Origin of the sequence: Pseudomonas sp. Irchel s3f7 (assembly GCF_900187615.1) — a bacterium.
In the GTDB taxonomy this organism is placed as follows: domain Bacteria; phylum Pseudomonadota; class Gammaproteobacteria; order Pseudomonadales; family Pseudomonadaceae; genus Aquipseudomonas.
Genome location: NZ_FYDO01000009.1, coordinates 188,423 through 201,292, shown reverse-complemented (window position 1 = coordinate 201,292; position 12,870 = coordinate 188,423). Strand labels below are relative to the sequence as shown.

Here is a 12,870-nt window from a genome sequence, read left to right as displayed (position 1 = left end):
GAGCCGATGCATTCCTTATCGGCGCATTAGGTGAAGGGGTGGGACGATGTCTCCCACGGTCTGTACTGGTCAGAGTCAGAAGCGAGGCTTTAGTCCCACCCACCCCTTCAAGTCTAAACATACAAGCTGGCTTGCCAGCGATGAGGCCCGCCCAGCCAACACAAAAAACCTATCGAACGCCATCGCTGGCAAGCCAGCTCCTACAGGGTTTTTTGGGGTGTAACAGATTGGGTTAACACCATCGATCACTGTAGGAGCTGGCTTGCCAGCGATGAGGCCCGCCCAGCCAACACACAGCCATATCGAACACATATCAACCCCTCGCCCAATTAATATTGTACGAACCCGACACCCCCTTCCAATACTTCCCCCCAAGCAGCCAGCGTCCCGAGCCGGATGCGACCAGGCGAGGGAATGCGTGATTTTTTGCGCATAGAAATGGCCGATTGCCCGGGACGTGGCTGCTGTGAACCGCAAGGTTCCCTACCCCGCTATCAGGAGATCGACTTCAATGATCATCGATATCAGCTGCTATCCCACCGATCTGGTGGACCTCGCCTGGAGGCATGACGGTGACCCGTTCACCGGCGAGCGTCTGCTGGAGATGATGGATGGCCCGTACATGGTCAACGGCAAGCCTCGCCGCATCGACAAAGCCTTCATCCAGCCCCCGCAGGGCAACACCATCTACACCTGGACCGACGGCGACCTGACCGGTCGCGAGTCCATCGACGCCTACATGGCCTACACGCTGAAAATGGTCCAGACCTACCCGGACCGCTTCATCGGCTGCTTCGTCTACAACCCGCGCTGCGGCGTGGAAAACGGCGTCGAGGCTATCGAGCGCTACGTCAAGGAACACGGTTTCAAGATGGTGCAGATGCAAGCCAACATGCACGCCTACCGTCCTGACCGTGCGCTGGACTGGGTGCGCCCGTGCTTCGAAAAATGTGCCGAGCTGGGCATCCCGGTCAAGCTGCACACCGGCGACGGGCCGTACAGCATCCCGTCGGAATGGGTGCCGATGATCAAGGAATTCCCCAACGTCGATTTCATCATGGCCCACTTCGGCGTGCAGACCGGTGGCGTCTATGTGTTCGAACCGATGCAATGGGCGATGGAACTGCCCAACGTCTACTGCGAATCGGGCTGGTGCCTGCAATCGCGGATCGTCGAGTTCGCCAAGGTCCTGCCGACCCACAAGATCCTGTTCGGCACCGACACCCCGCCGAACGAACCGGGCATGTGGCTGCGCCTGCTGGAAGTGCTGTGCCACGAACCGCCGCAGGGTTTGAACCTCGACGAGGACACCCTCGAAGAGTACCTGGGCAACAACACCGCACGAATGATCGGCCTCGAACCGACCCCGCCACCACGCACGGTTTGCGAAGCAGAGGCGCAGCTAAAGCGCCCCGTCACCACGCAACTGGCCAGGAGCTGAACCGATGATTATCGACACCCATCTGCACCCTACCAACCTGGTCGACGAGGCCTGGCGCCACACCGGCGAACCTTTCACCGGCGAGCGCATGCTCAAGCTGATGGACGGCCCGTACATGATCAACGGCAAACCGCGCCGCATCGACATGGGCTTCATCCAGCCGCCACCGGGCAACACCGGTTATCGCGACGGCAACCGCCGGGGCCGCGAAGGTGTGCGTGACTACATGTCCTACGTCGCCGAACTCTGCGTGAAGTACCCGGACCGTTTCATCGGCAACTTCAACTTCAACCCGCGCTGGGGACCGGAAAACGGTGCGGCGGAGCTGGAGTTCCACATCAAGGAATACGGTTTCAAGATGCTCAAGCTGCACGCCAACATGCACGGCTATCGCCCGGACCGGGCGCTGGACTGGTTGCGCCCGGCGATGAAAGTCTGCGCCAAGTACAACATCGTGGTGCTGATCCACACCGGCGACGGGCCATACACCATTCCGACGATGTTCTACCCGATCATCCGCGAGTTCCCGATGGTCAATTTCATCATCGGTCACTTCGGAATCCAGACCGGTGGCAACTACTCGTTCGAAGCGTTCTGGATGGCCATGGACACGCCGAACGTGTACTGCGAATCCGGCTGGTGCTTCCAGTCTCGGATCGTCGAGTTCGCCAAGGATTTGCCGCGCAACAAGATCGTGTTCGGCACCGACTCGCCGCCGAACGAACCGGGCATGTGGCTGCGAGAACTGGAGGTGTTGTGCTCACCGGCACCGCAAGGGTTGGGCATCGACGAGGATCACCTTGAGGACTACCTGGGCAACAACATCGCCCGGTTGTGCGGCATCGAACCGACGCCGCCACCCAAGGACCTGATCGAGGCGGACATCCGGCTGACCACGACGTACCTCTGACCCTCGACCTCTCTGTAGGAGCCGGCTTGCTGGCTCCTACAGGTGCACAGCACTGCTTCTCACGAGGTGAAACCATGACCCTCTCAACGCTCGGCGATACCCAGGATTTTCACGACTTCATCGACGCCTATCGCCGGCAATACCCGGACGATGTGCTCACAGTCCAACACAGTCTTTCAGCCGATCAGGACGTTACCGCCCTGGTCGATGCCCTCGCCACCCAGGGCCGCGATCTGCTGCTGATCTGCGAAAAGGTCGGCAGCTTCGGCGTGCCGGTGGCCACCAATCTGTTCGCCTCGCGAACCCGCATCGCCCGGATGTTCGGCGTTGCCCCGGCGCAATTGCACGAGACGTTCCAACAACGCGCCAACCACCCCATCGCCCCGCGCTATGTAGAAACCGGGCCGGTGCTGGATGAAATCTTCGAAGGCGAAGCCGTGGACCTGGCGCTGCTGCCAATGCTCAAGCATTTCGACACTGACCGCGGCCCTTACATCACCAACGCCATCATCATTGCCGAAGACCCGGTCACCGGCATCGCCAACATGAGCTATCACCGCTCGATGCGCCATGCCCGGCAAACACTCGCCACCAGCCTGCATTCACGCGGTCACCTGTGGCGCATGCTGCAAACCGCTCGCGAACGCGGCGAAGAACTACGCGTGGCCATGGTGGTCGGCGCACACCCGCTGTTCATGCTCGCAGCGGCGGCGCGTTTGCCGTTCGGCAGTGATGAGCGTGCGGTGGCCGGGGGCTTGTTCGGCGCACCGCTGGAGCTGGTGAAAACCCCGCGCTACGGTATCGGTGTGCCCGCCTACGCAGAGTTTGTCCTGGAAGGTGCGATCGATCCGGCGGCCTATGCCGAGGAAGGTCCGTTTGGCGAGTTCAGCGGTTATTCCTCGGATCGCTCGACCAACAACGTGCTGCGGGTCGACACCCTGATGCGGCGCAAGGACGCCTGGCTGGTGGACGTGGTCGGCGGTCGTTACGCCGAGCATCTGACCCTGGCGCGGCTGCCCCGGGAAGCGGAAATGAGCGAAAAGCTCAAGGCGCGCTTCCCCGCTGTCACCGCCGTGCACTACCCGAATTCCGGTACGCACTTTCACTGCTACGTGGCGCTGGACCAGAGCCGCGACGGCGAGGCGCGCCAAATCATGCTCGCGTTGCTCGGTTGGGACCCGTACCTGAAAACCGTGATCGCGGTGGACAGCGACATCGATATCAGCGACGACAGCCAAGTGCTGTGGGCCCTGGCCTCGCACTTCCAGCCGCACCAGGACATCTTCGTCATCGACGGCCTGCCCGGCAGCCCATTGGACCCGTCGTCATCGGTCAACGGCACCACCTCGCGCATGGGCCTGGACGCCACACGCGGCTCGGGATTCGACGGGATCAAGGCGCAGCTGAATCAGGACGTGCTTGAGCGCGCTCGCGATCTGCTCAGGAGCTATCTGCCATGAACTGTCAGCGCATGGTGGTCGGCATCAGCGGTGCGTCGGGCTTCATCTACGGCGTGCGCCTGCTGCAATTGCTCGCCGAGTTGAACATCGAAACCCATCTGGTCATCAGCCGCGCCGCGCTGCTGACCATGGCCCACGAAACCGACTACAAACTGGCCGACGTCACCGCGCTGGCCAGCCATTACCACCGTGCCGACGACGTGGCCGCCGGGATCGCCAGCGGTTCGTTCCGCTGTCTGGGCATGGTGGTCGCGCCGTGCTCCATGCGCACCCTGGCGGAAATCGCCACCGGCACCTCTTCGGGCCTGATCGGACGCGCCGCCGACGTCACGCTGAAAGAACGCCGCACGCTGGTGTTGATGGCCCGCGAAACGCCGCTGACCCTCGCCCACCTGCGCAACATGACCGCTGTCACCGAGATGGGCGGGATCATCGCCCCGCCTGTGCCGGCCTTTTACGCCCGCCCACAAGACCTTGCGCAAATGGTCGACCACAGCCTCGGCCGTGTCCTCGACCTGTTCGGTCTCGATGCCGGGACTGCGCAACGCTGGAGAGAACCCCAAAACTCTGTGGGAGCTAGCCTGCTAGCGAAGCCGGAGGACCAGTCGCCATCACCGTTGAATGACACACCGCAATCGCTAGCAGGCTAGCTCCCACAGAAAAGCCACCTCACCCAAATTCATTGTGCATTGGTCAATTGTTATCAAGGAGCATCACATGAACACTCCATTCAACGCCCCAACCCCGAACACCAAAATCCCGGTGACCATCCTCACTGGCTTCCTCGGCGCCGGCAAAACCACCCTGCTCAACTACATCCTCAAGGAAAACCACGGGCGCAAGATCGCCGTGATCGAGAACGAATTCGGCGAAGTCGGCATTGATGGCGACCTGGTGCTCAGTTCCGAAACCGAAGAAATCTACGAGATGGTCAACGGCTGCGTGTGCTGCACCGCCGAAGTCCGTGAAGACCTGGTGCGCATCGTCCGCGAACTGGTGGCGCGGCCCGTGCGGCTCGACCACATCCTGATCGAAACCAGCGGCCTGGCCGACCCGTATCCGGTGGCCCAGAGCTTCTTCATCAACGACCCGATTGCCGATGAAGTGGAACTCGATGCCATCGTCACCATGGTCGACGCCAAGCACATCGCGCAACACCTGGAAGACTTGCAACTCGACGGCGTGGACAACCAGGCGGTGGATCAGATCGTCTGCGCCGACCGCATCGTGATCAACAAGGTCGACTTGGTCAGCGCTGCCGAAGTCGCGTCCCTGAGCGACAAGATCCGCGGATTGAACGCCACAGCGGATCTGGTGACGTCCAGCTACGCCGAAATCGATTTGTCGAAAATCCTTGGCATCGGCGCCTTCGAGTCCACGCAAAAGCTCATGGAAATCGGCGCTGAGCACGACCATCACGCCGATGAGCATCACCACGACCATGACGATCTCGACCATGACCACGACCCGAGCGTGTCGTCGGTGGGCATCGCCGTGGACGGCGCGGTCAACCTCGGCGACTTCCATCGCTGGATCACCAAACTGCGCACCGAGCAGGCCGACAACCTGTACCGCATGAAAGGTGTGCTGGCGGTGGCTGATCAGGACCAGCGCTATGTGCTGCAAGGGGTGCATAGCCTGGTGGAGTTCCGTGCTTCCACTTCATGGGGCAATGAGCCTCGCTCCAGCAAGATTGTGTTCATCGGCCGCGACCTGGATCGCGCGGCGTTGAACCAGGGCTTTGCCGCCTGCCTCGCAGGCTGAACAAAGGCATCGGAGCCGGTGGATGGCGGTTCCGGGCACATGAATGACTGATGCCAATTACTCAGGACAACACAAAACCTGCAGGAGCTGGCTTGCCAGCGATAGCGGCCTGTCAGCCAACAAAAATGGCGACTGGCCGGCCGCCATCGCCAGCAAGCCGGCTCCTACAGGGGCCGCGATGTTCCGGCATCAAAACGAATACCCCTCTTTACCGAATAACAACAGCTAGAGGTGTTTCCCCATGTCGTCAGCCACTACCCCTTCCAAACCCGTTTCCGTCCTCCATCCCGTCGACCAGGTGTTATCGGTGCGACAAATGCTCACCCTCGGCCTGCAACACATGGCCGTCTCGTACATCGGCGCCATCGCCGTGCCGTTGATTGTCGCCAGTGCCTTGAAAATGTCCCAGGCCGATACCGTGGTACTGATCAGCACCACGCTGTTCTGCTCCGGCATCGCCACCCTGCTGCAAACCGTCGGATTCTGGAAATTCGGTGTTCGTTTGCCGATTCTCCAGGGCGTGGCATTCAGCAGCGTGGGCCCGGTGATTGCCATCGGCAGCAACCCCGAGGTCGGTTTTTCCGGGGTCTGCGGGGCGGTGATCGGCGCGGGTATTTTCACCATGCTGATCGCGCCATTCGTGGGGCGTTTACGCCGGTTTTTTCCTCCGGTGGTCACCGGTTGCATCGTCACCGTGATCGGCTTGCAGCTGTTTCCGATTGCCTATGAATGGGTCGGCGGCGGGCGTCATGCCGCCGATTTCGGCGCACCGGCGTACCTTGCGGTCGCGGCGTTGGTGTTGCTGACCATCCTGTTGGTCAACCGTTACGGTAGCCCGATGCTGCGCAACATGGCGGTTTTGGTGGGCATGCTGGTCGGTGCGGGGCTGGCCTACGCGATGGGCATGGGCAGTTTTCACAGCGTGCAGGAATCGCCGTGGCTGACCGTGCCTTACCCGTTCTACTTCGGCTTGCCGACCTTCAGCCTGATCCCCATCGCCACCATGGTCGTGGTGATGATCGTGCAGATGGTCGAGTCCATGGGGCTGTTCGTGGCCATCGGCGACATCGTCGAAAAACCGGTGGAAGAGAAACAGGTCATCAACGGCCTGCGCGCCAATGGCCTGGCCAGCACCATCGCCGGTATGTTCGCCGCGTTCCCGTTCATTGCCTTCATGGAAAACGTCGGGCTGGTGATCCTCACCGGCGTGCGCAGTCGCTGGGTGGTGGCTGTCAGCGGCTTGCTGATGTGCTCGGTGGCGCTGGTGCCCAAGGCCGGCGCAATCATCGCATCGATGCCGACGGCTGCACTCGGTGGTGCCGGGATCGCCATGTTTGGCGTGGTCGCTGCGGCAGGGATTCAGACCCTGGCCAAGGTCGACTACGAGCGCAATCGCTACAACGTGCTGATCGTCGGTTTCACCATTGCCGCCGCGCTGGTGCCGGTGTTGGCACCGGCCTTGTTCAAGCAATTACCCGAGTGGTCGCAGCCGTTCCTGCACAGCAGCGTGGTGATCGCCTGCCTGGTGTCGGTGTTGCTCAACGCCACTCTCAATGGTGTCAGCGTGCCTGATGCCGCCGCCAGCAAATCCGCCACCCACAGCCTCTGACTGGAGCCGCCCATGACTCAACTTCAAAACATCCTGATCAAAAACCCGGTGGCGGTGATGACCGGCCTGCGCGGCCCGCGTGCCCGGGCCGGTGCCGTGGACATTCGTATCGTCAACGGTCGCATCGCCGAAATGGACGCGAACCTTGAAGCGCAACCGGGTGAACGGGTGATCGATGCGCGCCATTCGGTCGTGTATCCAGGCTGGATCAACACCCACCACCACCTGTTCCAGAACCTGCTCAAAGCCGTGCCCGAGGGTCTGAATCAAGACTTGCAAGGCTGGCTGGCCAGCGTGCCCTACCCGCGTCTCAACCGTTTCACCCCGCAACTGGCGCGGATCGCCGCCCGGCTGGGCATGGCCGAACTGCTGCTGTCGGGGGTGACCACCTGCGCCGATCACCATTACCTCTACCACGCCAACGGCACCACCGAGACCGGCGACCTGCTGTTCGACATGGCCGATGAATTTGGCCTGCGCTTCGTGCTGTGCCGGGGTGGCGCGCTGGAATCGGCCAGCGCCCATCCGGGGTTCTCGAAAACCGCGCTGCAACCGGAATCCCTCGACCAAATGGTCGGCGATATCGAACGCCTGAAGTCGCTGTATCACCAGGACACCCCGGATGCGATGCGTCGGGTGGTGGTGGCGCCAACCACGCCGACATTTTCGCTGCCGCCGACGCTGTTGCGCGAACTGGCGCACACCGCCCGTGGCCTCGGCTTGCGCTTGCACACGCACCTGTCCGAAACACAGAACTACGTGAATTTCTGCCGCGAGAAATACAACTGCCTGCCGGTGGAGTTCGTCGCCGAACACGAATGGCTCGGCCCGGACGTCTGGTTCGCCCATGCGGTGCACATGCAACCAGGTGAAATTCGCATGCTCGCGCAAACTGGCACCGGTGTTTCCCACTGCCCGGTGAGCAATGCGCGCCTGGGCAGCGGTGTCGCGCCGATCCCGCAGATGTTCGAGGCCGGTGTGCCGATCTCCCTTGGCGTCGACGGCGTGGCATCCAACGAATCCGGGAGCATGGTTGGCGAGGTGAACACGGCATGGCTGATTCATCGGGCGGAGCAAGGCGCCTCGGCAACCACCGCCGAAGATGTCATTCACTGGGGCACGGCGGGTGGTGCGCAGGTGTTGGGCCTGGGCGCGGTCGGCACCCTCGAAGTCGGGCAAGCGGCGGATCTGGTGATCTATGGCCTGGATCATCCGCGGTTCTTCGGTTTCCACGACATTGCTGTGGCACCGGTGGTGGCGGGTGAACCGATTGCCGTGCGCTACAGCCTGGTCGGCGGTCGCGTGGTGGTCGATGACGGCGTGATCCCGGGGCTGGACGTGCAGCAGATGCGCGCCGAGGCGTGGGAAGGCGTGCGGCAGTTGATGCATGTAGACGACTGACCCACTACCAACACAAATCCCCCTGTAGGAGCTGGCTTGCCAGCGAAGACGGCCGTCGAACCAGCGCATATCGCCTGACACACCGCTTTCGCTGGCAAGCCAGCGCCTACAGGGGATTGCGTCATATTCAGGTGAATGCCATGTCCGGCCTCAACGATCTGCTACAAGCCATCGACAGCGCCGCCCAAGCCGGCGAAGAAACCATCCTCGCCACCGTGGTCAAGGTCGAAGGCTCGGCCTATCGCCGCCCTGGCGCACGCATGCTCATTCCGCTGCACGGCCGTACTGTCGGCACCGTCAGCGGCGGTTGCCTGGAACAGGACCTGGCGAAAAAAGCCTGGTGGCTGACCGATTCCGGCGAGCCCGTGGTGCGCCGCTACAGTACCGGCGCGACCGAAGACGAAGACGACGAGCAAAGCGCCCTGACCTTTGGCCTCGGCTGCAACGGTACGGTGTTCGTGCTGCTTGAACGCCTGCGTGCGAAAAATCCCTCGCCGGCCATCGACCTGCTGCGGCGAGTCCGCGAACACCAACAACCGGCCGCCATGGCTACCGTCATTGCCACTTCGCGCAATGCCTCGGCACGGGTCGGTGACCGGTTGCGGTCGGACACCGATGAAACCCTGCGCAACGCTCAACTGAGCAGCGCCATCCGCAACGACCTGCACAAGACACTGCTGCAGAAAAAATCATCGCTGCGCCTCTACACCGACGCCCGCGGCGAAGTCGAAGTGTTCTTCGAATACGTCGCTCCACCAGCGCGCCTGGTGATTTTCGGCGCCGGTCACGACGCACAACCGCTGGTGCGCATGGCGAAATTGCTGAACTGGCATGTCAGCGTCATCGACAGTCGCAGCCACTTTGCCCGACCGGAGCGCTTCCCTCAGGCGGACGCGGTGATCTTTGCCAACCTCGAAAACCCGTTCGAATTGAACCCCGTGATCGACGGCGCGGCGGTGGCCGTGATGACCCACAGCTATCGCCAGGACCGGCACTGGCTCGGGCAACTGCTGCAAGCCGCGCCCGCCTACCTCGGCCAACTCGGGCCCAAGGAGCGTACCGAACGCTTGCTATCAGACATCGGCCGCAGTTCGTCAGCCTTGCATTACCCGATGGGCCTCGACCTCGGCGGCGATGCCCCTGAAAGTGTGGCGCTGTCGATACTCGCGGAGATGACGGCGGTGTTGAACCAACGCCAGGGCGGGATGCTCAGGCATCGGCGCAAGCCGATTCATCAGGCGGATTTACTGGTCAGTGAAAAACTTGCGGCCATGGCAGATTTGTAGGAGCTGGCTTGCCAGCGAAGACGGTCGCACAATCGACACTTGTATCGCCTGATGCACCGCTTTCGCTGGCAAGCCAGCTCCTACAGGGGTGTTTGAGCGCTGGCCAACGCCGCCGAAGCCGCCAGCATCGCCCGCAACAACACCGCGCACCCGGCGGCCAGGTCGTCCGGTGCGGCGTTTTCGATTTCGTTGTGGCTGATGCCGCCCTCGCACGGTACGAAAATCATCCCGGCCGGGCCGAGTTCGGCGAGGAAGATCGCGTCGTGCCCGGCGCCGCTGACGATGTCCATGTGCGACAAACCCAGGCCTTGGGCCGCACCGCGCACCGCTTCGACGCAGCCTTTGTCGAAGTACAACGGCGGGAAGTCGGCGGTGGGTGTGAGTTCGAAGGTCAGCCCGTGTTCTTCGCAGGTGGTTTCGATGACTTCGCGCACTTCGGCGATCATCGAGTCCAGGCGCGCCGGTTCCAGGTGCCGGAAATCCAGGGTCATGCGCACTTCACCGGGGATGACATTGCGTGAACCGGGATACGCTTGCAGGCAACCGACGGTGCCGCAGGCATGGGGTTGATGGCTGAGGGCGGCGCGGTTGAGCGCACCAACGATCACCGCTGCGCCGACCAGAGCATCCTTGCGCAAGTGCATCGGGGTCGGGCCGGCGTGGGCTTCGACGCCGCGCAGTTTCAGGTCAAACCATTTTTGCCCGAGCGCGCCCATCACGACGCCGATGGTTTTGCGCTCGTCTTCAAGGATCGGGCCTTGTTCGATATGCGCTTCAAAGTAAGCGCCGACCTTGTGCCCGCTGACCTTGCGCGGTCCCGCGTAACCGATGGCGTTGAGTGCTTCGCCGACCGTCACGCCTTCGGCGTCGACCTTGGCCAGGGTTTCTTCCAGGGTGAATTTTTCGGCAAAGACGCCGGAGCCCATCATGCACGGGGCAAAACGCGAACCCTCTTCATTGGTCCAGACCACCACTTCCAGCGGCGCTTCAGTCTCGATGCTCAGGTCATTGAGGGTGCGCAGCACTTCGACGCCCGCCAGCACACCGAAGCAACCGTCGAACTTGCCGCCGGTGGGCTGGGTGTCGATGTGGCTGCCGGTCATCACCGGTGGCAGATCGGGATTGCGGCCGGGGCGGCGGGCGAAGATGTTGCCCACGGCGTCAATGCTGACGGTGCAACCTGCTTCTTCACACCACTGGACAAAGATGTCCCGCGCCTGGCGATCCAGGTCGGTCAGGGCCAGGCGACAGACGCCGCCCTTGACCGTGGCGCCGAGTTTGGCCAGCTCCATGAGCGACTGCCACAGCCGGTCGCGGTTGATGTGCTGATGGTTGGATTGCAGAACGTCTATGGCCGCGTTCATGAATGATCTCCTCAGGCTGTTCTTATGGATTTCTTCAGGCAGTTTGTCGGCGTGCTGGAGGCCGCCATCGCTGGCAAGCCAGCTCCTACAATTGAAATGCGATCCCCTGTAGGAGCTGGCTTGCCAGCGATGAGGCCCTCCCTCACACCGCAGATTTAGCAACAGACGGGCTGGGCCGCATCACATTCAACCCGTAATAAATCACCCCGCCCAACGCCGAACCGGTAAACCAGCCATAGCTGTAAAACCAGCTAAACGCGTCGCTGCCCAACGACAGCAACGTCAGCACCACCGGCACACCAAACGCGATGAAACCGCTCCAGTTCCACGCCGGGTACACGTCATCGCGGTACAGGCCCGCGAGGTCAAGTTGCTGCTTTTTGATCAGGAAGTAATCCACCACCATGATCCCGGCAATCGGCCCGAGCAGGCTGGAATAGCCGAGCAACCAGTTGGAGTAGACCGTTTCAAGGCTAACGTCAGACACGATCAAACCGAGCTTTTTCAGCAGTTCGTGGGCCATCAAGCCCAGCCCCACCAGTCCGGTAAGAATCACCGCTTTCGTGCGGTTGATCGCCTTGGGCGCGATGTTCTGGAAGTCATTGGTCGGCGACACGATGTTGGCGGCGGTGTTGGTGGACAGCGTGGCAATGATGATCAGTGCCATGGCAATCGCGACCCAGAACGGGCTCTGGATATGACCGATCAGGGTCACCGGATCAGACACCGTCACCCCGACCAGTTTGACCGACGCAGCAGTCATCACCACACCGAGGGAAGCAAACAGGAACATGGTCAGCGGCAAGCCGATGATCTGCCCGACGATCTGGTCCTTCTGGCTTTTCGCGTAGCGACTGAAGTCCGGAATGTTCAAGGACAACGTGGCCCAAAAGCCGACCATCGCCGTCAACCCGGCCGCAAAGTAGCTGGCCACACCCGCCCCTTCGGGACGCTTGGCCGGGATCGCCAGCAGTTCGGTCATCGACACATTCGGCATGGCCCACACCAGAAGCCCTGCGCCCACTGCGACCAGCAGCGGCGCCGACAGGGTTTCCAGCCATTTAATCGACTCGGCACCGCGAATCACCACCCACAGGTTCAGCGCCCAGAACACCATGAAACCAATGACTTCACCGGTGCCGCCCAAAGATTTCCAGCCGTCGAACACCGAGCCCAGAAACAGGTGAATCGCCAGGCCGCCGAACATGGTTTGAATGCCGAACCAGCCGCACGCCACCAGAGCGCGGATCAGGCACGGGATGTTGGAGCCGAGGACGCCGAAGGATGAACGCAGCAACACCGGAAACGGGATTCCGTACTTGGTGCCGGGGAACGCGTTAAGTGTCAGCGGAATCAACACGATAATGTTGGCAAACAGAATCGCCAGCAGCGCTTCGCCGACGCTCAGCCCGAAGTACGCCGTCAGCACGCCGCCGAGGGTGTAGGTCGGCACGCAAATCGCCATGCCGACCCACAACGCGGTGATGTGCCATTTGTTCCAGGTTCGTTCGCGCACCTTGGTCGGTGCAATGTCGTGGTTATAACGGGGACTGTCGAGGACGTCGCTGCCGGCTTCGAGCTCAAACAAGCCGTCGCGCTCGGTCACTTTCGAACTGATCTGTTGCATGGCCGCTC

The 12,870-nt window shown here is 61.9% G+C and carries 10 protein-coding genes; 8 read left to right on the top strand and 2 right to left on the bottom strand.

All coding sequences use genetic code 11. From position 1 onward, the window contains the following. The first annotated feature begins 511 nt into the window (after positions 1-511). From CKW19_RS10425 to CKW19_RS10390, 8 genes are all read left to right on the top strand, one after another. Complete coding sequence (locus tag CKW19_RS10425) at positions 512-1,441, top strand: amidohydrolase family protein (RefSeq protein WP_053158649.1); 930 nt, start codon at positions 512-514, stop codon at positions 1,439-1,441. A 4-nt stretch (positions 1,442-1,445) separates the two neighbouring features. Next, positions 1,446-2,351 carry an amidohydrolase family protein gene (locus CKW19_RS10420; protein WP_053158646.1) on the top strand — a complete coding sequence of 302 codons (906 nt, stop codon included), beginning with the start codon at positions 1,446-1,448 and terminating at the stop codon, positions 2,349-2,351. Positions 2,352-2,425: 74 nt separating this feature from the next. Continuing rightward, positions 2,426-3,811, top strand: coding sequence for a UbiD family decarboxylase (locus CKW19_RS10415; protein WP_095057831.1), 1,386 nt, complete (start codon positions 2,426-2,428; stop codon positions 3,809-3,811). Beyond that, positions 3,808-4,461, top strand: coding sequence for a UbiX family flavin prenyltransferase (locus CKW19_RS10410; RefSeq protein ID WP_301156538.1), 654 nt, complete (start codon positions 3,808-3,810; stop codon positions 4,459-4,461). Before CKW19_RS10415 ends, CKW19_RS10410 begins: the two co-directional genes overlap by 4 nt. Before the next feature lie 67 nt (positions 4,462-4,528). Then, complete coding sequence (locus CKW19_RS10405) at positions 4,529-5,575, top strand: GTP-binding protein (RefSeq protein ID WP_095057830.1); 1,047 nt, start codon at positions 4,529-4,531, stop codon at positions 5,573-5,575. Positions 5,576-5,816: 241 nt separating this feature from the next. Continuing rightward, positions 5,817-7,184 (top strand): nucleobase:cation symporter-2 family protein, encoded by a 1,368-nt coding sequence (locus tag CKW19_RS10400; RefSeq protein WP_095057829.1) that lies wholly within the window; start codon positions 5,817-5,819, stop codon positions 7,182-7,184. 12 nt (positions 7,185-7,196) lie between these two features. Further along, positions 7,197-8,585, top strand: a complete 1,389-nt coding sequence (locus tag CKW19_RS10395; RefSeq protein WP_095057828.1) for an amidohydrolase family protein — start codon at positions 7,197-7,199, stop codon at positions 8,583-8,585. A gap of 140 nt (positions 8,586-8,725) precedes the next feature. Then, positions 8,726-9,871 (top strand): XdhC family protein, encoded by a 1,146-nt coding sequence (locus CKW19_RS10390; protein WP_095057827.1) that lies wholly within the window; start codon positions 8,726-8,728, stop codon positions 9,869-9,871. Between the two features lie 80 nt (positions 9,872-9,951). On the opposite strand, the gene CKW19_RS10385 is transcribed toward CKW19_RS10390, so the two are convergent. Together CKW19_RS10385 and CKW19_RS10380 are read right to left on the bottom strand one after the other, a co-directional pair. Beyond that, positions 9,952-11,235: a Zn-dependent hydrolase gene (locus CKW19_RS10385; protein ID WP_095057826.1), complete on the bottom strand. Its 1,284-nt coding sequence runs from the start codon at positions 11,233-11,235 to the stop codon at positions 9,952-9,954. Between the two features lie 142 nt (positions 11,236-11,377). Next, positions 11,378-12,862 (bottom strand): NCS1 family nucleobase:cation symporter-1, encoded by a 1,485-nt coding sequence (locus CKW19_RS10380; RefSeq protein ID WP_095057825.1) that lies wholly within the window; start codon positions 12,860-12,862, stop codon positions 11,378-11,380. Positions 12,863-12,870: the final 8 nt, after the last annotated feature.